Here is a 24,457-nt window from a genome sequence, read left to right on the forward strand (position 1 = left end):
TCACGAGGGAAAGACCTTGAATTTTCTTAAGCCTTCGATTACGCCTCCTGCATACGAATGCTCAGCGAAATAGATGTGTTTTTGTTTCCTTAAAGTCTCGAGTGACTCTTCATGGTTGTTTACCACAATGCCCTTCAATGGCTTTATAAGCATATCGGCATCATTGCCCGAGTCCCCAGCCGTTATCACCGATTTGAGATCGATGTGCCATTTCCAAGCAATATACTTAACGGCCGTCCCTTTTGAAGCACGATACGGGAGAATATCGAGGTAGCGATTGTGTGAAAGGACGATATGCCATGAAGATTTCGTACTTTCCAAAGCTCTGCGGATTTCTTCCATAAGATCTTCTATGGAGTCAGGATTCTTCACATTATAGCTTACCTTGAAAGCCCTCTGGGTATCCTCTTGAGGTTGTAGTTCCAAGCCCTCAATCCGATCTAGAGCTTCCCGTATCCGCTCGGGATGCCACCTTCGACGTATATAGTGGGACCATCCCTTGTCGGCTATCAGGTTCTCTCCATAGTAGACCTCCGATCCGACGGAAGTGATAAGCACATCCGGTTTTGGAAATCCGTGTTGTTCGAGGATCTCTTTTGCGGAATCTACACTTCTTCCTGTCGCTATACCAAAGCCCACGGTTTCGTGGTACTCCTCAAGAAGTTTCTTGAGATCTTCAATAGCTTTATCATCGCCGGTAAGCGTATTATCGATATCACTAACCAATAGGTATTTGAGAGTACTCATCCGCTTTGCCATGCTCCGCTCATAGCGGGCATCGGGAGTCTTTTTGTTCCTATGTTCGGTGAGAACACGGCCTAAGTGCTCAAGATAGGTATCACAGTGGGCCTTCCAGTTATAAACCTCTCTAATCCGTTCTACCCCATGCCTGGACAGCTTATCCCACAAGTCGGCATCAGTAAGGATCTTATGGATTGAGTCATGGATAGCCTTTTCATTTGTAATATCGACCAAGACACCACTATCACAATTTTTCCTGATATCCTGTACTCCACCTTTATCGGTACCGATGAATGGTAATCCTACTGCGGATGCTTCAATAAAGGTCAAGCCAAAGTTCTCTAACGCCGCCGCACTGACAAAGACCCCTCTCTTCATCGCTGCGATACGGTACAATTCGGGAACATCCCTCTCGGGATTGTGGTGTTTTGGGATCGCCATTTTTCCATAGAGGTCATAACGATCCATAAGCAGCAACATATCGGTCAATACTTGCTTTTCGCCCTCTTCCATACTATTGATATCATCCCGAATACCAGCGAATATGGCGAGATTCGCAATCGCCTGTAAATCCTTATTTTTTCCGTAGATATCGATGAGAACGTCAATGTTCTTTCTAGCTTCAGGACGGCATAAAGCCATGATGAGCGGTTTTTCCGGAACGGTGAAAAATCGTTGGAGCTCTTTCATCATATTGAATTGCGCTAACTTCTGCTCTTCGGTGATTGATGGATCCTGTATCTCATAATGATAGTATGGGAAAAATTTCTCGAGATCCAAACCTGGAGGAATCACAACGAAACGATCCAGGACCCGATTTTCATACGAACTATAGAGCTCCTCCCGCTCGTAATTCGTGCTTGTAATGACCATATCGGCTTTTCGGATTGTCCTCTCTTCATGGGCAATACGGGTCGACATGGTGTAGTAATCTTCAATCCTCTCTTCTGAGAGTCCGATCGATTTGAGATATTCGAATTTGTTTCGGCCTAACGAGTGACCTGTGAACACCAAGGGAGTATGGAAATAGCTTGCTATTTCAGTTGCAACGTAGCCACCATCTGAATAGTGGCCATGAATGATATCGGGAACCCGTTTTTCAGAGCGGAAAAACTCGATCAGATTGTCCACATACTCATCTAGGTGCGGCCAAAGCCGTTCTTTGCGGATATATTTCACTCCACCACAAGGCAACCTGACGATGCGCGCATTATCTGCTATCTGTTCGATTGCCTTGTTATAGTCATTGCTCAATCTTTTATCACCGATTTTCCTAGTGAATAAATCTACTTCAACATCCTCTCGCGTGGACAATTCCTTGACTAAATCGATAACATATCGAGTTTGCCCTCCGGTGTCTGCATCGCGGCCCATTTCGATATTATTGCTTCGGACCAATCCATGGATGTTGATAATCGCTATATACATGTGTTACCTCTTTCTGTAGTTTTATCATCCCACATATCATATTTTGTGTCAAATCAGTGCTTTTATACCATCAAGTCTACTGCTCTTCTTTGATAGGAATGAGCAGTACGGGAACCTTGGACCGCCTAGCTACATATTGGCTAACACTACCGACAAACAACTCCCGTAGGAATCCTCGACCTTGGGTCCCCATCATTACCAATGTAGCATCCCCCTCTTCCAACTCACGCATCACTTCCGTATGGGGATTGCCATAAACCAGTTTGCATTCTACTTTCACTTTACTCTCAGCGACCAGCTTAGCTTTCATTTGTTCAAGTCTATCACGATCGGTCGCATTGAACTCATCCAAGCGTTCGACGAGATGTGGTTCAATATGGCTCCTATCCTGTACATGCAGCAAGGTAACTTTCGTGACGGTTCCACTATCGATGAGTTTCTCGAGATGAATGAATGCACTTTTCGCTCCAGGAGAAAAATCGGTTGCATAAAGAATCCGTTTTGTCACGCCCTCTGGAGCAATCCCAGTAACTTCTAGATGCCTATGTTCATCTACGGTAAGTCGGACAATGATCAGTGGTTTTCGGGTTCCTAACATAACCTCATGGGCGACACCACCAAGAAATGCTCCACCAACCAATGAACGTCCTTGGGATCCTACGACAACCAGCGGATAGCCCTCTTCATCGGCAATACGGTTTATCTCTCGCTTTGCGTTTCCCGGTGATATTCGACTTTCCACAGTGAATCCTAGATCTTCCAAGTCCTTCTTCTGTCGTTCTATTGCATCCGTTTGGATGGTAGCGACATAAGGAAAGACCTCTGAAGCCACCTCCTGATAATCGGGACACTGTAAGAGCAGGAGTGAAGAAACACCGAAATCTTTGAGAAATCCTAGCTGTTTAACCATGATATCGGAAGCCTCTGAAAGGTCGGTGGCAATAATTGCACGTTCCATCATACTAACCTCCTACGGCGGACAGACAAGCCGCCTGTATCCATAGTATACGTACAGTTGGTGGGTAAAGTCAAAAGTTAATGTAAAAACGCATCCTCCATGGAACGATCGGCTAATCTATCTCAACTGCCACCTTTATGATTTCGAGCTCCTTGGAGTTATAGTCTTCCAAAGCTTTTGCGAGATCGGATAAGGGATAACGATGAGTCAAGATTGCCTTAGGTGGAATAGTCCCCTCTTGCAGTAACGCGAGAGCTTGGGGAAAGCCCCAATTCGGAATAGCATGGGATGCGATAAGACGCTTCTTCTTGAAATGGAAATCGTTCGCTCCGAATGTCACCGTATCGTCGGTATAGCTGATTCCATCATAGACAATCCAACCACGGAAACCAGCCAGATCCATACCATCGGCAATGGTTTTCGGAGGAGAGGTTACAATAACGCGATCGAATAGACCGGGATATTGTTTGGTGAGCTTCGCTTTCCAATCCGGTTTGGCTGTATCCACAACGAGATCCGCTCCCAATGATAGTGCGGTTTCTACTCTATGCTTTCCACGGACTGTCTCCAAATCATGTCCTGCTACTACGATATTGCGTGCACCTTGCTTTTTTACAAGCGGTATGCAACTGAGACCAATGGTGCCTGGCCCCATGATGAGCACATTATCGTGCAATCTGACTTCAGCTTCACGGCAAAGATCCAAAGCTACGGTAATCGGTTCTGCCAAGGTTGCTTCGGAATACTTGAGACTTCCACTGTCGAAAGGAATAACCATGGCTGCTGGAACTACGAGATATTCTCCCATACCTGCCTGGTCATCCATATAGGTCTGGATATTCGTGCAAGCATCGTAACGCTGGTTCAAGCAAGATTCACAATAACCACATGGCACATGGTTCTGGACGATCACCGATTGGCCATTGGAAATATTCTTTACATCAGATCCCACGAACTCAACTATCCCGGCAACCTCGTGACCTAATGGAGATATTTTTCCTCGTGGATACGTCCGGTACAAATGGATATCGCTACCACAGATTCCGCAAGCTTTCACTCGGACCAAGACTTCCGTTGCCCCTATTTGAGGAATTTCCAGTCTTCTGTAAACGACTTTCCCGATTTTTTCCACCCATGCCGATGTAAATTCTGCCATGCCTACTACCTCCCTTGGTATTCTATCCCTATTCTACACGAAATCGATGAGGTTGGACACAATAGATATTAGCCGAAAAAATGCTGGGGCTAGAGATATACATTAAAAATACCAAGAACAGGTGTCATGTTTTATGCAGAAATTATTTTGGAATTATTTTGACAAGAACAAATCTAACGGCTTAGAATTGTGCCATACAAATAAAGGAGATTGCTATGAAAAAACTTAGCCTATTGCTAACACTGCTATTGGTCCTTTTGGCATTGAGTGGTTGTGCATCGCTATTCACAGCCCTTACAGTCGAACAACCCGTTTCACCTGATGCATCCATGTTGGTGCTTGAGGCTGTTGCTGATGATGACGATAACGGCTTGATCAACAACAATGCTACCGGTTGGGCGCCTTGGGTTGAAGATGAGCAGGGCAATATCGTCCCATTCCAGATGGTGAATATCCTTGCCGATGCAGGAACATTCTATTTTGCTCCGAATGTAATGGAGGGTACCTATACACTGAAAGGATTCAGACATGTCTACACTGATTATGGTCTTCTTCCCGAAGGTCTTATTCCCTCCTACGAACCGTTTACTGAAAATGTATACCACATTGTCCAAGAGTTCGCATTGGACAAGCCGGTCGTACTCGAACTACAAGCAGCCCAAACGGAATCCTTTGGCAAATATCTTGTCGAATATGAATGGGTTGGCGGCGCGCCAGGAACGACAGACGACCGCTGGAAGGCCAATCCTGCCAGTGTTAAGATCGAAGCTAACCCTGCAGACCGGAATATGCTTAAGATCGTGAAAGGGATCACGAATGCAAACTGGGCACCTTGGAATGAAAGGAATCCAGAGACTGCATACTAGAGATCTGTACTATCCTAAATTTTGGAGCGGCAATTGTCCGCTCCTTTTTTTATATCATCATAAGACAAATTTCAATTTGATTTTATGCATTTTCAATGTTAACATGTTACGAAAAGAACATTATTTATGGAGCAGCTGATGTAAGAACGTCATTATGAACACAAGGAGTGGATTTTATGCAAACTACCATGGCAACACAGCCAGGTTCCCCGAAAATCGGGCACGAAATCGAATGGGCGGATGTCATTCCCGTAATCGATGACATCATCACACGGTATCGAGGCGTGAAGGGGGCGCTCATTCCTGTTCTACAATCTGCACAAAATCTCCTTGGGTATCTCCCGAAGGAGATACTCATACACATCAGCGAGAAACTTGATATTCCTTATAGTGAAGTCGCCGGAGTGGTAACCTTCTACTCACTATTCACTACGACAGCAAAGGGCAAGCATACTATCAGGGTATGCTTGGGAACCGCATGCTACGTACGAGGCGGCAAAGATGTTCTTGAAGCTATCAGCAATGAACTCTCCATCGAAGTTGGCCAAACAACAGAAGACCGTCTGTTTTCCCTCGAAATCGGTCGCTGCTTCGGGGCTTGTGGTCTTGCTCCGGTAGTAATGATAGATGAGACCGTACATCAACGGGTAAAGCCGAGTCGAATCAAAGAACTACTCCAATCCTATCGCAACGTAGAGGATGAGGAGGCTAAACATGGCGAATAAACGACAGATTGAAGCTTTTCTTCAGAAATCGGATACAACTACCGCACAGGCTGAAAAACAAAAACAAGAACAACGAGTCCTTGTATGCACCGGCGGAGGCTGCATAGCAAGCGGTTCGTTAGCTATTGTAAAAGCATTTGAAGAGGCTATCGACAACTCTGGATTGGAGATCAAGGTGATCGGTACCGGATGTATGGGACCGTGTTCCAAAGGCCCGGTAGTACGAATCCTTCCCGATAATACCATCTATCAGAATCTCTCGGTCGAAGATGTAAAAGAGATTGTGGCAGTCCACCTGGCCAAAGGAAAACCGGTCAAACGCCTTCAATTTACCGATGATCATGATGGATCGATTATGGATTCGGAATCTGACTCAACTTTCTTCTCTCCACAGCGCAAGATCGTGCTTCGCAACTGCGGTCTTATAGACCCTTTAGAGATCACATCCTATATGGCTAGAGGAGGTTATCGGAGTCTCGTCAAAGTACTGACGGAGATGGATGAGAACCAGATAATTGAGGCAGTAAAGGAATCTGGACTCAAAGGTCGCGGAGGAGCTGGATTTCCTACCTATTTGAAATGGAAATTTACTGCTGAAGCTGCTGGATCGGAAAAATATGTCCTATGCAATGCAGATGAAGGAGACCCCGGAGCATTCATGGATCGTTCGGTATTGGAAGGTGACCCCCATTCAATTATAGAAGGAATGGCGATTGCGGCATACGCTGTCGGCGCTACCCAAGGGTATGTATATGTAAGGGCTGAGTATCCTTTGGCTGTCGCCCGCTTACAGCGTGCGATCGAACAGGCGCGTAAAGAAAAGCTTTTAGGCAAGCAGATCCTAGGGACTCCATTCAGATTCGACCTCGATATTCGTATGGGATCTGGCGCCTTTGTCTGTGGAGAAGAGACCGCCTTGATAAATTCGATAGAAGGCAAAAGGGGTGAACCCAGACCAAGACCACCTTTCCCAGCACAAAAAGGGTTATGGGAATGTCCCACCCTTCTCAATAATGTGGAGACGTATGCAAATATTGCAGCAATTATTGCCGAGGGTGCTGCGTGGTACAACTCATTGGGAACAGATGAAAGCAAAGGGACTAAAGTATTCGCTCTTGCTGGAGCAGTAAGGACAACAGGACTGGTAGAGATTCCTATTGGGACCTCGCTTGGAGACTTGGTCTTCTCCATAGGAGGAGGGATCAAACAGGGGCGAAGTTTCAAAGCAGCTCAGATAGGAGGTCCCTCTGGTGGTTGTATACCGAAGGAACACCTCTCTGTACCATTGGATTACGAGCCGCTGAAGGCTCTTGGGGCAATCATAGGATCTGGAGGACTCATAGTCCTCGATGACCAGTCATGTATGGTCGATGTGGCACGTTTCTTTCTCGAATTTGTACAAGAAGAATCTTGCGGAAAGTGTGTTCCCTGCCGAGTAGGCACGAAACGGATGCTCGAAATCCTTGAGAGGATATGCAATGGAGAGGGAGTAGAGGGCGATATTGAGAAACTCATTGAACTGGGAACTTGGATAAAACAGACAGCCCTGTGCGGTTTAGGTCAAACAGCTCCTAATCCTGTACTCTCAACAATCCGACATTTCAGAGACGAATATGAAGCGCACATCCGGGACCACCATTGCGAAGCTGGAGTATGCCCAGCTCTAGTTAGAGCACCTTGTCAAAGCGCATGTCCAGCCCATGTCGATGTACCGGGATTCGTATCTCTTGTGGGTGAAGGGCGCTATGCCGAGGCACTACTCTTGCATAGAGAGAGAAACCCGCTAGCTGCAATTTGTTCACGTGTCTGCTTCCACACCTGTGAGGACAAATGTAGAAGATCGACCTTGGATGAGTCGGTAAGCATAAGAAGTATCAAGCGGTACCTCGTAGATCAAGAGGTTACCATTCAGATCCCTGAAGTCCGTCCCAACGATACCAATGCGAAACGGAAAGTAACGATCATTGGAGCCGGTCCCGCAGGATTATCATGTGCTTACTTCCTAGCTAGGATCGGTTATAAACCTACAATCCTGGAATCTTCAGTCCGACCTGGAGGTATGCTGGTGCAGACGATTCCAGCATACCGGTTACCTCGGGAAACAATGGCACGAGAAATCCGCATGATCGAGAGGATGGGGGTAGAAATCGTTACCGAACAGGAAATGGGTACTGACTTTACCTTGGAAAGCCTTCTCAAAGACGGTAATGAAGCTATATTCCTTGCGCTCGGTGCCCCCGATTCGCTCTCCATGGGCTTACCCGGAGAAGATGCCGATGGAGTCGTTCAAGCCGTACCATTCCTGCAACGGTATAACATTAGGGGATCGGTAGATGTAGGAACAAACGTTGTGGTCATTGGGGGAGGAAATGCCGCCATTGATGCCGCTAGAACCGCACTGCGTCTCGGAGCTCAGTCGGTAAAAATCGTGTATCGGAGAAGCCAAGAGGAAATGCCCGCCTATGAGGAGGAGGTAGCCGAGGCCATCCAAGAGGGTGTTACCATTAGTTGTCTCACCCAACCTATCGAGATAATCAAAGACCAAAAGGGTGCAGTGAAAGCTGTCTCTTGCCTAAGGATGGGTCTAGGATCCTTCGATGCCTCAGGAAGACGAAGACCGATGGCTCAAAGCCAAGATCCCGTCACTATCAAAGCCGATCAGGTAATCATGGCAATTGGACAAAGACTGGATATCTCAAGATTGACCGGTAGTGCGAGGCTCCTACTCAATGACAAGAAGTTCATTTCGATTGATCCTGTGACCGGAGCAACGAGTATTCCTAGTGTATTCGCTGGAGGAGACTGTACCGATGGACCGTCGTCTGTTGTTCAGGCGATAGCAGCTGGAGAACGTGCTGCTGTAGGCATTGATGAGCTTCTTACTGGTGAAAACCATGCATTTTGGCGTTATGAGAAGATAACCGAGACCGCTTATGATCCCGATGAAGAGATGTCCATGGAAAAACGTGCTCAGGTGAGACAGATTCCTGTAGAGAGAAGACGCCATAATTTTGAAGAGGTGGAGCTGCCCTGGACCGAAGCTATAGCGATTGCCCAGGCGCACCGTTGTCTACGATGCGATTACGGAAAGCACATCAATGAGGAACCTGAGGTGTTTGCAAAATCTAGTAAGAGGGAGGCCTCCCATGTGTAATATAACCATCAATGGAAAACCGTTTTCGGTTGAAGAGAATTCCAGCATCTTGCAAGCTGCTAAATCCGCTGGAATAACCATACCAACACTCTGCTATCTGGAGGGTTTGACTCCTATGGGAGCTTGTCGGGTTTGCCTCGTGGAAATAGAGGGTTCACCTACTCTTACGGCCTCTTGTTCTACTCCGGTACGGGAGGGAATGATCATTCATACCAATTCAAAACGGGTTCGCGAAGGCCGTAGGACTGTTGTTGAGCTTCTATTGAGCGAACATGAGGGTGATTGCCAATTATGTGCGAGAAGTAATGATTGTGAATTACGACAACTAGCCGAAGACCTTGGCATAAGGACCAATCGCTATGAGGGAGAAAAGCCAGATACTACAACAGACCATTCCACGGTAGCTCTAGTCCGAGACAATGGCAAATGCATAAAATGCAGACGCTGCATACAGGTTTGTTCTGAAATACAGCATGTCGGGGTCCTTTCAGCCCAATACAGGGGATACAAGACAACAATAGGACCGGCTTTCACCGACCCCTTGGAGAGTGTTTCATGTGTCCAATGTGGACAATGTGCTGCGGTGTGTCCTGTAGGTGCTATCGTGGAGACTAGCCATATCGAACAGGTGCTTACAGCCTTGGATGATCGGCACAAGCATGTGGTAGTACAGACAGCACCCGCAATCCGGGCAGCTCTGGGAGAATGCTTTGGCCTTCCTCCTGGTACGCTGGTAACAGGAAAGATGGTCTCAGCACTGAGGGAGTTGGGTTTCGATGCAGTATTCGATACCGATTTTTCTGCCGACCTGACAATCATGGAAGAAGGAACAGAGCTCCTTACCCGGTTACGCAATCGCTTTGTATTGGGAAATGAGCATCGTCTTCCACAATTCACCAGTTGCTCTCCTGGTTGGATAAACTATGCTGAGCACTATTTTCCCGATATGTTGGACAAGATATCTTCATGTAAATCACCCCAACAGATGTTCGGGGCATTGGCGAAGACCTACTATGCACAGAAAGTTGGCATTGATCCCTCAAAGATTGTGGTAGTCTCGGTAATGCCTTGCACAGCAAAGAAATTTGAAGCAGCAAGGCCAGAGATGCGATCCAGTGGATTTCAGGATGTCGATTATGTACTGACAACAAGAGAGTTAGGCGATCTTATAAAGATGGTTGGTATTGATTTTGCATCTCTTGCCGACTCAACCATGGATGATCCATTGGGAATTTCCACCGGTGCTGCCGATATCTTCGCAAATACAGGAGGTGTGATGGAAGCTGCATTGCGTACCGTACATGCCATAACGACTGGACGCAATATTCCAACCGGGAATCTCCATATAGAACCCCTTGCTGGTTTGGAGGGAATCAAGACCGCTGCGGTAACACTAACGGGAACGGTAGATGCATGGTCTTTCCTTGAGGGGAAAGAGGTCAAGGTAGCCGTCGCACATGGATTAGGCAATGCAGCGAAATTGATTGAGCATATCAGGGAGAATCCCGACGAATTTCAGTTCGTCGAGATCATGACCTGTCCAGGGGGATGTATTGGTGGCGGCGGACAGCCCAGATTCACCACTGATGAGGTCCGAAAGGCAAGAATTGAGGCCATCTACAGAGAAGATGAAGGGAAAACCTACCGGCAATCCCATGAAAATCCTGCTGTACAGACGCTCTACAAGGAATTCTTGGACAAACCCTTGAGTGAAAAATCACACCATCTCTTACATACCGGATACCAGAAGAAACCGAAAGTCACCGATAATTAGGGGGCACCAAGAGGGACAGTTGGGCATCTATCAGTCTCAATGTACGTAGCTGTTGTAAGATTGCGAATGCAGCTTCATACATGCCCAATTGAGCTCTCTTTACCCTGCTCCTATCCGAGATTCCAGCATCGGCCTTGATTTGCTCAACCTCAACATCGGTCACAGCTAATGTATAGGAATCCATGAGCAGTGACAATTTTGCTACTGCACTATCGGTTTCACGCTGTAGTTCTGCTAGCCGATCCACGACTGCAGAACGGGCTTGGTTCTTGGATATGGTAGCTTGAATTATCTTTTCGTCCACCAATTTTGCAGTAGTCCTACTAAGTGAACGGGATAGATCGGTAGCCAGAAATGAGACAGAAACACTGAAATTCGGACTCGCCGATGTGAATAGACTGTCTACCGAATCCCAAAGCGAGTTCCCCGCAGTAACAGTATAGAAAGGAGAAAGCTGCAGAGAAACCGAAAGACGGGGGGCATCTCCAGGGTTGCCCAAATCCCTATCCAGTAGGGCTATACGTAATTCTCTCTCCGCTGTCGTATAATCGGTATCGTTTATCAGTGCTACAGCAATAGCTTGATCATCTTGGGAAATTGTTTCACCAGCGAATAAGAGGACCCTATCCAATACATTCAGAGGTATCAAGGCTAGATTAGCAAGGGAGTCCATATCATTTAGCCCGGAGATGGTATGTATCGAGGATTCCAGACTTTCAATCTCCATTTCGAGCTGCTTGACTTGATTGACCAATTCCCTTAAGGCTAATTCCTGTTCCAAGACTTGATTTCGGCTTATCAGACCTGCAGCGTAATCGAACTCAGCATTTTCCAAAGTTTCCTTGCTGAGCGAGATTTGTTGTGATAATAACCACCGACTCTCTAAGAGCGCTTGCCTGGTATGATAGAGTTGCATGATCTGGACTGCCAATTCACCCGATGTTGTCGCTACAGCTTCTGCTGCGCTAGTCTGTTGTAAAATCTGCTTCTCTTCAATCTTTCTTCCATAAGAGCCATCGATAAGACGATCCCCTATTCCCAGAGGTTGTTGGAAAGTGAATCCGATTGAAGGATTTTGCTCCCAAGAATAGGTACTTCCCCCATCACCCGATGCATATGACATGTTGTGCTTCAAAGAGACATCAATAGAACCTGCGGTAGCCAGTTGTTGCGAAAGTCCAGCTCCGATGCCGAAGGTGTGGGCTATGGTTGTTTGGGTTGTGCCTGAACCTGGAGGTGTTTCGGTCCGAATCCTACTGAAACCATAGATCGGATTGGATGGATCGGTAATAATGGAGAGTACTGGTTTTGCTTCACGCCGTAATTGTTCTAGTTGTGCCGTTTGTATTCTGTAGACCGATTCAAGCTGTGCGACGGTTGCACTATCTGCAGTAAGTTTGGAATCGAATGATTCGGTTACACCATCGAACGAAGCATCCCATTGATCCAAGAAATCCATGAGCTTTTCGGTATCCACAGTTGGTGTAGGAGAAAATTCTACTCCGATAACCCCATGCACATCGGGATATCCGAAAGAGAGATCCGTACTCCAGATTGGCAAAGTGATTGGAAGAAGAAGTGAAAGTAACAGCAACTTCATAGTAAAGCTTTTAATCATATCGACCTCCGTTCCTTACGCCCGTAAAAAAGACCGTAGAGGAGTGGAATGATGAAGAGTGCACTTAAGGTGGAAAAGAGCAAGCCGAACATGATCGTACTGGCCATTGGCCCCCAGACGACCGAGGTTCCTCCCAACCCAAGAGCCGTGGGTAACAATCCACCGATAGTAGTCAGACTCGTCAGTAAAATCGGACGGATACGACTCTTTGTAGCCTCCTTCACTGCATCCATCACTGAACTACCTTCGGACCTGAGTTCATTAATAAAACTGATTAGCACGATAGCATCATTTACTGCGATACCTGCCAATGCCACTCCGGCATAGATGACCGTAGTGGAAAATGGCGTGCCAGAGAAGAAGAGATACAAGATTACCCCGACAAACGCGAATGGGACCGATATTAAAATAAGCAGGGGCTGACTATAGCTATTGAATTGTGCTCCCAAGATCAAATAGATCAGAAAAATTCCTAGCAGGAATACCCGCAGGATATCGATGAGCAAGGTAGCGAACTCACTGAACTCTCCACCAGTACCATATACGACATCCTCGTATCGGTTTTGCATTGAATCTTCCCAATAGCCATCGACCAATGCATCAACTGCCTGTAAATCCAAGTTTTCATCGGCTTCTGCAGTTATGGTAATCTCCCGTTTTCCATCCACCCGTCGAATAGAACCAACTGATGAGCCGGCTTCAATAGTCGCCACACTGGAGAAGGGAACCAGACGTCCATCGTCGGTCGGTATCATTGCCTGTTCAAGATCGGCGTAATCGGCAGAACCATTGTAGTCGAACCTAGCAACCATAGATATCTCTTCATTGTTTAGGAAAATACTACCTATGGGTAAACCTTCGAAACGGGCTCGGACAAATGTGCCCAATGTTTGGACCGAGACGCCCAAGGCACTTGCCCGTTCTTGATTAAGTCTGATTTTCAGTTCTGGACTTCCCTCCACATAATCACTTTCAATGGTGAATACGCCTTCAACATCTGAAAGGACTTGCATGATCTCTTTCGAGGCAGCAACTATACTTGCGTAGTTGTCTCCAGAGACACGATAACTCAAGGGTGCTGAGGTCGGGGGTCCATTCTGAGCCTTGCGAAAGAAGACTTGTTCGGCACCAGCAATATAATAGGTTTCCCGTTCGATCTCGTGGATTATCTCATCAATACTCTTGGTTCGCCCGTCATCTTTCTCTGCCAGATCAACGATGATCTGTGCAGCATTCGAGGTTCGACCAGAACCGGAATCTCCGCTACTGGTTCCGATACTGCTGCTGATCGACAGAACGTTCCCCTGACCGATTTTTGGTAAAAGGATAGCCTCGAATTCTCGGACAACTGAATCGGTCACTTCGATACTACTTCCCTTAGGTGTCGTTATATCGATGGTGAAATAACTATAATCCTCTGCGGAAAACAGATCCACCTGCAAAAAGGAGACAAGAGAGAAGGATACTACCATGATCACCATGAATAATATAAGGAAGGTCTTCTTGAAACGATAGAAAAAATCAAACATCCTCGCATACCCATTTTGGACACCTACAAACCAAGCCCCCTGTGGTCGCCTACGACTCTTTTTCTTTTCCTTTCCCCAATCGGCGAAGTGGCTTGGGAGAATGAAGAGAGCTTCACCCGTACTGGCAACTAGAGCAACGGTTACGGTAAGAGGAATAACCCGTAGAAATTTCCCTATAGTACCTGGAATGATCATCAGTGGAAGGAATGCTGCGATTGTGGTTCCGGTTGCGGCAATGATTGGCCAAACGACCTGATTTGTTCCTTGTATAGCCGCCTGATGCCGAGATAATCCCAATTGTTGGTAGCGATAGGAGTTCTCAATTATTACAATGGCATGGTCGACGATGAGCCCCAGCACAAGCACCAAACCGAATAGCGTATTAGTATTGATGGTTTCTCCAAGCAAGTCGAGAGCCAAGAAGGTCAATGCGAATGTGACTGGAATACCCAAAGCGGTCATAAGAGCATTTCTGAAACCGATGAACAGCCAAAGTATGACTAAGAGTATCGCCAATCCCATCAATGCATTGATCGCCAATACCGATAGACTTGAAGCTATCTGTACCGTGGAATCATTGAACAACGTGATTTGAGCGCCGTTACGTAAACCTTGTGCTGCATCGTCAACGATCTGTTGTGTACCGGTAACTACTGAAACGGAACTTCCGCGTGGAACCTTCGTTACCCGAAGTGAAACCGCAGGAGATCCATCGAAACGGGAGATTGATGCATCGGGATCGAAACCGTCGACCACTGTGGCCACATCACCGACCCGGACGGTACCAGACCCGGTTGATGAACGACGTACGATTACCTCGGAAATGTCGTCCACATTCTCAATGAGGCCTAGTGTCCTCAGCAGGTATTCACGTGAACCGCTGGGGAGAGTTCCTCCTGGAATAATACGATTCTGATCTTGGACAGCTCGCAGTACCTCGTTCACAGACAGCCCAAGCGAAGCAAGTTTTACGGGATCAAGGTTGACCAGAATCTGTCTATCGGGAAGTCCTATGATATCCACATCCGAGACATCCGGTACACGAAGAATCCTATCACGTAAATAGAGTGCCGCCTCCCGCAATTCATTGTAAGGAAGGTTACCACTTACTACTACCTCGACTACGGGAAGAAAATCTGCCGATGAAAAATCATCAACCAGTGGATCCAACGTTCCTTCAGGTAGGGAGACTTGGCTAAAACGAGTCTGGGCATCCTGATATAGTGCCCTGAACTCCTCATTGGAGATCCCGTCGTCGAATTCCACACGTACGACGGAGAGACCTTCACTTGTAGTGGAAGAAATTCGCTTCAGCTTATCGATCCCTTGGAATGCATTTTCCACCGGAATAGTGACCGAAGACTCCAGATCGGCTGCACTCGCGCCTGGATAGGGAACTATGATATTAACCCAATAGAAGGGGACCTCGGCGAACTGCTCCTGCGGTAGACGAATAAGGCTGAATGCACCTAACGCAAGTATCGTTATCATAAGAATATTAATTAGGACTGGTTTTGTAACCGAGAATCTTCCTATACTGAACCGGGGAGCCTCTCTCTCTTTGTTTTCAGATTCCATATGCTTCTCCGATCCCATCATTCATACTGGGTAACTATCGATGTTTCATCATCGATCCTGGACAATCCACTCGTGAGGACCTCCTTTCCAACAAGGTCATAGGAATCATCGATCGGCTCGACCGCCATAAGGTCTCCATAGCGATCTAGCACCTCGACCTCAACCAATCTAGCCGAGTTCTCCTGTTTCACATAGACATAGGTCTTGCCTTCACGATTCACCATTGCTGCATTCGGTACCAGTGGGTGCAATGGTGCCAAATCATTCTTGATAGTGACATTGGCTGAGACTCCAGCGCGTATTAAATCAGGCCGTGGATTTGTAAAATCGACAAAAGTTGTCCAACTGCCGGTACGTGAATCGCTTCCTGAACTGACGGCACCAACGACACCTTCTGCCCTAATCACTTCGTTTGGGGTCATGATCTCTATGGTCGCCTTTGCACCTTCTTGCACGAAGAAAATCTGGGATTGGCCAAGGGAAAGTGCTATACGCATCTCGTTCAGGTCTATGATCCGGGTAATGGTTTGCCCTGCCTGGACGGTGTCCCCTAGGATCAATGAGATACCTTCATCGGCGATACTCCCCGCAATCGGAGCTGAAATGGTAGTATCACGAAGAGTCTCCTGCGCACGTTCAAGCTGAGCTTCCAGCCCATCCAAAGCAGATTTCGTCTGGTTTAGCATGCTGAGCGAGATCGCACCCCGCTCATACAATTGGTTCTGCACATCTAGTTCTTTACGAGCATTCTGGACTTGTAGGGATATCTGGCTTGCCGAAAGTTTTGCAATCGTATCATCAAGCACAACGAGGGTCTGCCCTTGTTCGACTTGCTGGCCTAATGAAAAATCGATAGAGTTCACCACTCCAGAAGTACGGGCTTTTACCAAAACCTCATGTTGCCCCTTGACCACACCGCTAGCGAAGAGTGTGGGTCGTAAGGCTGCCCTCTCCACCACCACTGTAGAGCTCACCAGTTGGGTATAATCGGTCGTCGCTGTCACTGAGTCGACTGCTGCCGATTCCTGAGTCTCCTTTTCACATGAGACAAAGATTAAGATCAGCAAAAGAGTTCCAATGCCAATCCAATTCGATCTCCGATGACCAACCATAGCACCTCCTTCGGGCAATGCGTTCCATCACATCAAATTTATACAAATTTCAATTTTCTCTAGTGTACTGTATGAAAAGGTCAATCGGCTAGAGCAGATGGAATAAATCCAAATAAAACATGCATCAAGGTTTAAACCGCATACCACACTGTTTCCAAAGCCCGTAACGCAGTAGTACAGGTAATCCGATAGCTACGTTCTTTGGATGAGAGTACTCTTTCACCACGCTCAAGAGGGTTCGCCTCTCCTTCGCAAAAAATCTTGCACTCACCTTCAATGCAGAGGAAAGTCTTTTCCTCTCCAGCGATGCAGGATAATCTATATTCTTGATTTGCACGTATTTCGAGCACACGGGTTTCTTGCCTAATCTTTCCATGACCGACAATACGATCTACTACCCGACTGCTTCCCCAGGCATATTGTACAAAACGGGGAGGATCCTCGAATGTATCTACTAGGGGCTTCAATCCGTTGCTGGTTTTCCTGTCACTAACGAGGATTCCATCGGCACTAGCAGCAATCACCAAATCCTTTGTTCCAATCGCTACGATTGGAATGTCCAACTCATTTACTACAATAGTGTTTTCTGTTTGCGACTTGGTATGACGTCCTATCCCATCAGCTCCTATCTCGCGGGAAAGGGTTTCCCATGTACCGAGATCCCGCCACATACCTGAGTAGCGAACTAGGGCTATAGACTCGGCTTTCTCGACCACAGCATAGTCGAAGCTGATCTTCTCTACAGAGGCATAGGAATCAAGCAAGGCTCCATAACTGGACTCCCCGATCTGGCGATCGACAATGTCCATCAGATACCCTAGACGGAATCCGAACACGCCACCATTCCAGAGCGCTCCCTGCATAATGAGATTCTGAGCAACTTCTATAACAGGTTTTTCTACAAATCGATCTATAAGCGGGTACCCTTCCCGCCTATTGGAGGAAGGAACCATATAGCCAAACCTGTCTGAAGGAATATTCGGGGCAATGCCCATAAGCACCAACTCGGCGGCATCTCTTGCAACCGCATCACGTATCTGCCTTACCGTAGAAAAATACTCCTGATCTGCATACACATCGACAGGCAATACCAGAACTACATCATCCAAAGCGGCATTGCAGCTATCGGCAAGAAACGTACAAGAGAGCGCTATGGCTGGAAAGGTGTCTCGTCTGGCAGGTTCACAGACGATGTCTACGGAAACTCCCAGCTGAGCCTCTATCTGTTCCTTTTGAGCTCCTCCGGTAGCCAAGACAACCCGCTCATGGGGAAATTCGATTCGCAGTTGGCGATATACACGTTGGAGCATTGACTCCAATCCTCCATTGCTATCAGCAAGGAGAGAGAGGAACTGTTTTGATCGGATATCGTTCGATAATGGCCATAACCGTTTACCCGAACCACCGGACAATAGGATCACATGAGTATTCATATAGCGCATTATCTCCCTGAAACCGGGGAAAGACAACCCAAGATATAAAAATACCGACATTGACAGTATGGTTGTCCTGGATTGATAATAAGAGAATCTTGGAGGAGTATCATGATTGACCATATTCGAGTGCTTATTATCGCGGAATCCTCCGGCAGCAAAGAACAAATGACCAAATTTTTACAAACTGAAGTTAATCTGACAACTAGAGTTGATACCATGACCGATGCTTTGGCAAAACTAAAAAGACAAAGGTTTGATATAGCCATCCTTTCTATGGATATGGAAGACTTCTACCCACAGGAAACCATATCAAGAATACTACACGATATCGGTTCCATCAGAAGAATTATCCAAGTAAGCGATAGGGATATCGAAGATGATAATTCTCCTATCATCCCATTGACCGATACCGAAAAAGCCTACGCCAAAATTATAGAAATCCTTTCAGCCATTTCACCTCACGTTCCCGAACTCATAGCGAGAACTGTTCGAATGGACGAAAATGCCGATTCAAACGATTCTCTTTTTGAGAATGTACCTATCGGACTCTATCGGATTAGTCCTGAGGGAATTTTCATAGAAAGAAACCGTACATTCAAAGATTTGTGCAACGAGACAGACCGAACAACTAAAGAAAGTAACAATTACTTTTCGCTCTTTGTGAATGAAGAGGATGTGGAAATCTGGAAAGAGACAATCGGTCGTGAGGAATGTATCCAAGGCTTCATCCATTCCATGAAGAGAACCGATGGAAGCACGATCTGGATACGGGATTCGGCCAGATCTATCCATGACAATAATCGGCAAGTTGCCTACTATGATGGTGCCATAGAGGATATAACACTACAAAAGCAGTGGGAGGACAAACTCTCGTTTTTCGCAACACAAGATATCCTCACCGGTCTTCCAAATCGGAATTTCTTCCAAGACCAGGCAAAACTGACTCTTAGCCAGGCACGATATACTAATGATTTGGTGGCATTCCTTATCGTCGATATCGACTACTTCTCCGAAATCAATGAAACCTATGGGTTTTCTGCAGGTGATGCGATACTCCAGTCTGTAGCCATGAGGATAAAGGCACAATTGCGAAAAAGTGACCTGGTCTCGCGTCTCGGTAGTGACAAGTTCCTGATACTCCTTGGCGGTATTAGATCCAGAAAAGATGTGTTGTCCGTCGCAAAGAAGATTAAATTGGCTTTTTCAGAACCATTTCACATTCAAGGAATCGCATTGGAAGTTTCCGCCAGTTTGGGTATTTCCTTATTTCCCGAACATGGAGAAGATGCCAATACACTGATAAAACGTGCCGAAATGACAGTCTATGCTATCAAAGAACAAGAAAGGGGGCGCTACGGGATATACCACGGAGGACGTAACACCCCTTGACTACTATACAGATGTATAGTAAACCATAGTCATGGCAACGATATTGATCGGTACATCGGGATACAGCTACACAGAGTGGGTTGGGCCTTTCTATCCGGAAGGGACAAAGGCTGAATCCTATCTTTCTCACTATGCGACCATATTTCCAACAGTAGAGCTCAACTTCAGTTACTACCGTATGCCACAAGCAGAGAAATTACTTGCGATGCATGACCAAGCACCTGGGATCGGATATGCCATAAAGGCCCACGAATCGCTTACCCATACCATAGATCTCGCAAACTGGCGATCCTCTGCGCAGACTTACCGTACAGCGGTAACCGCACTTCAGGATCGTGGAGCGCTACGGGCCATTCTTTTTCAATTCCCCTATTCTTTCCATTATGAGCCGGATCGTCGCAAATATCTCGACCAACTTCTGCGAACTTTCGAAGGATTCCCCCTCGCCGTGGAATTCCGTAATGCCCAGTGGTACAACAACAGGACCTTGGATGCATTGAGAGAGCGACAAGTCGCTTTGGCATCTTTGGATCTTCCCGACATCAAAAGTTCTCCTCCCATGATGGATGTAGCCACATCGGCATTATCCTACGTGCGTCTTCATGGTCGAAACAAAGAGTGTTGGTGGGGATCGGATGCCGCTAGCCGATATGACTATCTGTATTCACCACAGGAACTTTCGATCATAGCCCAAAGGATTAAAAGTCTTGCAACCTCGACACGATTGGTATTGGTCTACTTCAATAACCACAGAAAAGGACAAGCCACACAAAATGCTCTCATCCTCCAAAAATTGATCACTTCGGGGAGCATAAAGAGATGATAGGTGACCGAGCCAGTATCATCCACATCAATGTAACCAACTTTGCAGCCGCCGTTGCCATGGCAAAGGATCCTTCATTGGCCGATTCCGCTTTTGTTATCGCAAAGGAGGGCTCGGCACGGCAGGTGGTCCTTTCTCCATCCAAGAGAGCCATGGAAGAGGGAATCCATGCCGGAATGCCGGTGACAACAGCTATCCGCATACTCCCGTCCCTAAAGACTATCTGCCCCGATGCTACAGCCACAGCAAAGGCGGAGGAGGTCATGTTTTCTGTCGCATCACGCTTTTCCCCGACCATCCAACATGATCTTGGCGGACACCTGTATATCGATGTCGCCGGGACAACACGTCTATTCGGACCACCTGTGGATTGTGCTGTCCATCTAAGGAATGAGATCCAGGAAGCAATGGGTGTGGAACCCGCAGTTGCCGTAGCTTCAAACAAATTGGTGGCAAAGATTGGGACGCGGACCATCCGCCCAAGTGGAATCACCCAAATAAGGGAGGGTGATGAATCAGCGTTTCTCGCGATGCAGGATATTGCACTACTTCCGGGAGTAGGTCCTTCGATAGGAAAATTACTCTCTGTCGCAGGTTTCCAGGATATTGGGCAATTTGCTGAGCTGGACGATCAACAGGTTGTAGCCCTTCTTGGAAAACGTGGCATTGCCCTCAGGAATGCCGCAAGGGGCTGGGACACCTCTCCGGTGGATTCCCGTGCCCTAGGAACCAGAAATATTCGTCGGCGTATCGATTTTTCCGAACCGGCTTTCGATATGGATGCCATTCATGCAGCTATGGTCGCGGCATCGGAGGATGCCGGCGTAATCATGAGAAAGGAACTTCTAGCCTGCTCATCGATTTCTTGTACCCTCTTCTGGGCAGATGGAGTATCCAATGAGGCTACATACCGTAGCTGTAAGCCCATGGTTCTCGATGCACACATCATACAGGGCTCATGGAAGGCCCTACAGTTGGCATTGAAACGTCGTGTCAGGATTCGGGCTATCGTAATCACCCTACAAGGCTTGGCCCCAGCAAGAAGAGAACCAGATCTGTTTACGCCACCAGGCCTTTCACGTGAGGAACGTTTGCAGACTGCTGTGGACGCTACCCGTATTCGGTTTGGCATGACAGCGCTGACTCATGCGGCGGCGGTCTTCCATGCATAGTCGCCTTGGAATCCGTTCTTCCTTCTCTCTTCTCTGGGGAACGAACTCACCAAAATCGATCATCGATTATCTTTCAACCCAGGGATGTAAGACAATCTCAATCACCGATCGGGATAATCTTTATGGATTGCATGAAATCCGGCAAGAGGCGGCATCACACCACATAAAGATGGTCATCGGGGTCCAACTGGTAGTTGGAAAAGAGTCTATTTTTGCATTCGTACGGACTAAAAGAGGATATTCTCGTTTATGCACGATCCTTTCAAGACGACAACAAGAAGTCGAATTCGACTATATGACAGCCCTGACTACCGATACACAGGGGCTTATACTCGCTACAGCTTCCCCTTCTCTCTTGAAACGACTAGCCAAAAAGGTGGTTGAGCTCTACGGGGCTATAACACCGTATGATTGGGGTGTCATCTCTACGGCAAGGAAGTTGGGCTTACCACTTGTAGCGATCGATGATGCTACGTTCCTCAAGCAGGAGGACCATAAGACCCACGCTGTGCTCCGCTCTATCGATCTGGGAAAAACGATAGGTATGCTTACCCAGCAACAGGTGGAATCGTCCGGGCATACCATCCTTTCCGCCTCCAAATATACCCAAGCATTCTCCTCTTGGCCTGAGGCAGTACAGGCAAGTGATGCTATAGCTGACGAGTGTGCCGATATTCCTCTTTTCGATTCCTTTGTCTTCCCCGCATACCCTGTTGCCGACAGTAATCCACAGCAAGAACTCCGCAAAAGGGTCCTCTTGGGCGCCGAACGTCGCTATGGTGAGTTATCGGATGCAATTTTAGGACGTATCGATTATGAAATGGATATTATCGTAAGGAAAGGATTCGCCCCCTACTTTCTGGTCATGGATGATATCGTTTCTATGGCAAGCAGGACTTGTGGACGAGGTTCCGGTGCGGCTTCCATCGTATCCTATGCGCTGGAAATAACCAATGTCGACCCGATAGCACACAACCTCTATTTTGAACGGTTTTTAACCATGGCAAGGACAGATCCTCCCGATATTGATGTCGATTTTGCTTGGGATGAACGGGATGAAATCCTGCAGGAGGTCATAAGACGTTTTGGGAGAGAACATTGCGCCAGGGTGGCAAACCATAATCGGTTCAGATTTCGTTCCGCCCTAAGAGAGACAGCGAAAGCCTACGGAATCCCCGACTCCGATATCACCCGTGTTGAACGCAAGTTCTACGAATCGGGTCTTTCCACCATAGAAGTAGAAGATCCCTTATGGCATACAATCGGAGCCACAGCAACGAGAATCGAAGGACTCCCCAGAGGACTATCCATGCATTGTGGAGGGATGGTCATTACCCCAGATCGGATTGAAACCTATGTTCCCGTCGAGAAATCGGCAGAAGGGTACCCCTTGTTGGCATGGGAAAAGGAGGGCACCGAAGCCGCAGGATTGGTAAAAATAGATCTGCTGGGTAATCGCTCGCTTGCCGTAATACGAGATGCCCTACAGAATTTACGAGAACAGGGGATCGAAATAGATGAACAGACATGGAGACCTGCCGAAGATTCCGCCACCATAGCAGCCTTGTCCCGGGGAGATTCCATTGGAGTCTTTTATATTGAATCACCGGCTATGCGGCAGTTACAGAAAAAGACAGGGAGAGGCGATTTTGCCCATATAGTCATCCATTCTTCAATCATCAGACCAGCAGCAAATGCTTTCATCAATGAATATGTCAGAAGACTGAAAGGTGAGGCTTGGGATCCCTTGCATCCTCTTCTCGCTTCGATTTTAGACGAGACATATGGAATCCTCTGCTATCAGGAGGATGTATCTAAGACTGCAGTGGCTCTCGCCGGTTTCAATGAAGCAGATGCCGATGCACTCAGGAAAGTAATCGCTAAAAAAGCTAGTGGGGAAAAGTTAGATAGATATAGGGAGGAATTCTTCAACGGCTGTAGAGAGCACCAAGTAAAAGAGGAGACTATTGTCAAAATTTGGGAAATGATGCTCTCCTTCGAGGGATACTCGTTCTGTAAACCACATTCGGCATCGTATGCCATGGTATCATTCCAATCAGCTTTTCTCAGAGTACACTACCCTGCTGCTTTCATGGCTGCAGTACTCTCAAATGGTGGTGGGTATTATGTTCCCCAGGCCTACATAAGTGAAGCCCGAAGAATGGGCTTATGGGTTCAGGGTCCAGACATTAACCAAAGCCGTTTCCGATATCATGCAGAAGGATCTTCGATCATCATTGGTTTCATGGCTATCGCAAACCTCTCCAAATCGGCTGTAACTTCAATACTCCAGGAAAGGAACAGAGATGGCGATTTCGTTTCTCTGGAAGAGGCAGCTAGTCGCCTTTCCCTTCAGAGGGATGACTATGTATCCCTAGTTGCAGCAGGTGTTTTTGACTCACTAGCCCCTACAACTCCGAGAAGTGGTCAAATCCGGCGTCTTCTGACAACAAAAACAGCAGGAAGAGATGACAAATCATCTCAGGGACTCTTATTCAATGTCGAAACCTCCCCCACCATAAAAACAATGCGGACAGAGGTACAACCAATCCAGAAAGGAAAGACTGAAGCAGAGCTCAGACGTGAGTTCGAGGCTCTGGGATTCTTGCGACAGCACCATCCACTCATGCTTTGGGCTGGGCAAATCGCGAGGATCCCAAGAATCAGGGCAATGGAGATGGCCTCATTCAAGGGGAAACAAATATCACTACTCGGTTGGCCGATTACCCGCAAGACTGTATGGACAAAGCAAGGCTTGCCGATGGACTTCATCTCTTTTGAGGACGAAAGTGCACTCTACGAGACTATTCTTTTCCCCCAGCTTCATGAAAAGTATCGAAAACTGCTCTATAGCCAACGTCCATTGATAATTCGGGGAACAGTAAGCGATGATATGGGTGCCCTCTATGTGGAAATCAGTGCAATCAGTCCAATAATGCTCTAAAAAGGGGATTCCATAATTATATTATTTCCAATAAATTTTTACAGAATCCAAAAC

At 47.0% G+C, this 24,457-nt stretch carries 15 protein-coding genes; 8 read left to right on the forward strand and 7 right to left on the reverse strand.

Features of this window, described 5'->3' with window-relative positions; translation table 11 throughout:
• The 3 genes from ACODJP_RS01515 to ACODJP_RS01525 all read right to left on the reverse strand — a co-directional run bounded on the left by ACODJP_RS01515 (position 1) and on the right by ACODJP_RS01525 (position 4,283).
• The gene (locus tag ACODJP_RS01515) at positions 1-2,169 is read right to left on the reverse strand and encodes an HAD-IIB family hydrolase (protein ID WP_422477742.1); all 2,169 of its coding nucleotides are present in this window, start codon (positions 2,167-2,169) and stop codon (positions 1-3) included.
• Between the two features lie 76 nt (positions 2,170-2,245).
• Entirely contained in the window at positions 2,246-3,130 is an 885-nt protein-coding gene (locus tag ACODJP_RS01520; protein ID WP_422477744.1) for a universal stress protein, read from the reverse strand.
• Positions 3,131-3,239: 109 nt separating this feature from the next.
• Entirely contained in the window at positions 3,240-4,283 is a 1,044-nt protein-coding gene (locus ACODJP_RS01525; RefSeq protein WP_422477746.1) for a zinc-dependent alcohol dehydrogenase, read from the reverse strand.
• Between the two features lie 215 nt (positions 4,284-4,498).
• Here ACODJP_RS01525 and ACODJP_RS01530 point away from each other — a divergent pair, with 215 nt between their 5' ends.
• The 4 genes from ACODJP_RS01530 to ACODJP_RS01545 all read left to right on the forward strand — a co-directional run bounded on the left by ACODJP_RS01530 (position 4,499) and on the right by ACODJP_RS01545 (position 10,802).
• A complete protein-coding gene (locus ACODJP_RS01530) occupies positions 4,499-5,149 on the forward strand; it encodes a hypothetical protein (RefSeq protein WP_422477748.1) in 651 nt (216 codons plus the stop codon).
• Between the two features lie 176 nt (positions 5,150-5,325).
• Positions 5,326-5,874 carry an NAD(P)H-dependent oxidoreductase subunit E gene (locus ACODJP_RS01535; protein ID WP_422477750.1) on the forward strand — a complete coding sequence of 183 codons (549 nt, stop codon included), beginning with the start codon at positions 5,326-5,328 and terminating at the stop codon, positions 5,872-5,874.
• Positions 5,864-9,028: an NADH-quinone oxidoreductase subunit NuoF gene (gene nuoF / locus ACODJP_RS01540; protein ID WP_422477752.1), complete on the forward strand. Its 3,165-nt coding sequence runs from the start codon at positions 5,864-5,866 to the stop codon at positions 9,026-9,028. Before ACODJP_RS01535 ends, nuoF begins: the two co-directional genes overlap by 11 nt.
• Entirely contained in the window at positions 9,021-10,802 is a 1,782-nt protein-coding gene (locus ACODJP_RS01545) for an NADH-dependent [FeFe] hydrogenase, group A6 (protein WP_422477754.1), read from the forward strand. Before nuoF ends, ACODJP_RS01545 begins: the two co-directional genes overlap by 8 nt.
• On the opposite strand, the gene ACODJP_RS01550 is transcribed toward ACODJP_RS01545, so the two are convergent.
• The 4 genes from ACODJP_RS01550 to ACODJP_RS01565 all read right to left on the reverse strand — a co-directional run bounded on the left by ACODJP_RS01550 (position 10,789) and on the right by ACODJP_RS01565 (position 18,072).
• Entirely contained in the window at positions 10,789-12,420 is a 1,632-nt protein-coding gene (locus ACODJP_RS01550) for a TolC family protein (RefSeq protein WP_422477756.1), read from the reverse strand. The genes ACODJP_RS01545 and ACODJP_RS01550 overlap by 14 nt on opposite strands.
• Positions 12,417-15,527 (reverse strand): efflux RND transporter permease subunit, encoded by a 3,111-nt coding sequence (locus ACODJP_RS01555; protein WP_422477758.1) that lies wholly within the window; start codon positions 15,525-15,527, stop codon positions 12,417-12,419. Before ACODJP_RS01555 ends, ACODJP_RS01550 begins: the two co-directional genes overlap by 4 nt.
• A 17-nt stretch (positions 15,528-15,544) precedes the next feature.
• Positions 15,545-16,639 (reverse strand): efflux RND transporter periplasmic adaptor subunit, encoded by a 1,095-nt coding sequence (locus tag ACODJP_RS01560; protein ID WP_422477760.1) that lies wholly within the window; start codon positions 16,637-16,639, stop codon positions 15,545-15,547.
• A gap of 131 nt (positions 16,640-16,770) precedes the next feature.
• Positions 16,771-18,072, reverse strand: coding sequence for a sugar phosphate nucleotidyltransferase (locus ACODJP_RS01565; RefSeq protein ID WP_422477762.1), 1,302 nt, complete (start codon positions 18,070-18,072; stop codon positions 16,771-16,773).
• 111 nt (positions 18,073-18,183) lie between these two features.
• Here ACODJP_RS01565 and ACODJP_RS01570 point away from each other — a divergent pair, with 111 nt between their 5' ends.
• Genes ACODJP_RS01570 through dnaE form a run of 4 tightly spaced genes read left to right on the forward strand, consistent with a single transcriptional unit; the run spans position 18,184 to position 24,403 of the window.
• Positions 18,184-19,464, forward strand: a complete 1,281-nt coding sequence (locus ACODJP_RS01570) for a diguanylate cyclase domain-containing protein (protein ID WP_422477764.1) — start codon at positions 18,184-18,186, stop codon at positions 19,462-19,464.
• 31 nt (positions 19,465-19,495) lie between these two features.
• The gene (locus ACODJP_RS01575; RefSeq protein ID WP_422477766.1) at positions 19,496-20,287 is read left to right on the forward strand and encodes a DUF72 domain-containing protein; all 792 of its coding nucleotides are present in this window, start codon (positions 19,496-19,498) and stop codon (positions 20,285-20,287) included.
• Positions 20,284-21,459: a DNA polymerase Y family protein gene (locus tag ACODJP_RS01580; protein ID WP_422477768.1), complete on the forward strand. Its 1,176-nt coding sequence runs from the start codon at positions 20,284-20,286 to the stop codon at positions 21,457-21,459. Before ACODJP_RS01575 ends, ACODJP_RS01580 begins: the two co-directional genes overlap by 4 nt.
• A complete protein-coding gene (dnaE, locus tag ACODJP_RS01585; RefSeq protein ID WP_422477770.1) occupies positions 21,452-24,403 on the forward strand; it encodes a DNA polymerase III subunit alpha in 2,952 nt (983 codons plus the stop codon). Before ACODJP_RS01580 ends, dnaE begins: the two co-directional genes overlap by 8 nt.
• Positions 24,404-24,457 lie beyond the last annotated feature (54 nt).

Source organism: Pleomorphochaeta sp. DL1XJH-081, assembly GCF_049310885.1.
Classification (GTDB): Bacteria; Spirochaetota; Spirochaetia; order Sphaerochaetales; family Sphaerochaetaceae; genus CAYZJV01.

Coding starts and splice junctions, on each gene's coding strand:
- ACODJP_RS01515 (WP_422477742.1), bottom strand. CDS start 2,169: ATGTATATAGCGATTATCAACATCCATGGATTGGTCCGAAGCAATAAT.
- ACODJP_RS01520 (WP_422477744.1), bottom strand. CDS start 3,130: ATGATGGAACGTGCAATTATTGCCACCGACCTTTCAGAGGCTTCCGAT.
- ACODJP_RS01525 (WP_422477746.1), bottom strand. CDS start 4,283: ATGGCAGAATTTACATCGGCATGGGTGGAAAAAATCGGGAAAGTCGTT.
- ACODJP_RS01530 (WP_422477748.1), top strand. CDS start 4,499: ATGAAAAAACTTAGCCTATTGCTAACACTGCTATTGGTCCTTTTGGCA.
- ACODJP_RS01535 (WP_422477750.1), top strand. CDS start 5,326: ATGCAAACTACCATGGCAACACAGCCAGGTTCCCCGAAAATCGGGCAC.
- nuoF (WP_422477752.1), top strand. CDS start 5,864: ATGGCGAATAAACGACAGATTGAAGCTTTTCTTCAGAAATCGGATACA.
- ACODJP_RS01545 (WP_422477754.1), top strand. CDS start 9,021: ATGTGTAATATAACCATCAATGGAAAACCGTTTTCGGTTGAAGAGAAT.
- ACODJP_RS01550 (WP_422477756.1), bottom strand. CDS start 12,420: ATGATTAAAAGCTTTACTATGAAGTTGCTGTTACTTTCACTTCTTCTT.
- ACODJP_RS01555 (WP_422477758.1), bottom strand. CDS start 15,527: ATGGAATCTGAAAACAAAGAGAGAGAGGCTCCCCGGTTCAGTATAGGA.
- ACODJP_RS01560 (WP_422477760.1), bottom strand. CDS start 16,639: ATGGTTGGTCATCGGAGATCGAATTGGATTGGCATTGGAACTCTTTTG.
- ACODJP_RS01565 (WP_422477762.1), bottom strand. CDS start 18,072: ATGAATACTCATGTGATCCTATTGTCCGGTGGTTCGGGTAAACGGTTA.
- ACODJP_RS01570 (WP_422477764.1), top strand. CDS start 18,184: ATGATTGACCATATTCGAGTGCTTATTATCGCGGAATCCTCCGGCAGC.
- ACODJP_RS01575 (WP_422477766.1), top strand. CDS start 19,496: ATGGCAACGATATTGATCGGTACATCGGGATACAGCTACACAGAGTGG.
- ACODJP_RS01580 (WP_422477768.1), top strand. CDS start 20,284: ATGATAGGTGACCGAGCCAGTATCATCCACATCAATGTAACCAACTTT.
- dnaE (WP_422477770.1), top strand. CDS start 21,452: ATGCATAGTCGCCTTGGAATCCGTTCTTCCTTCTCTCTTCTCTGGGGA.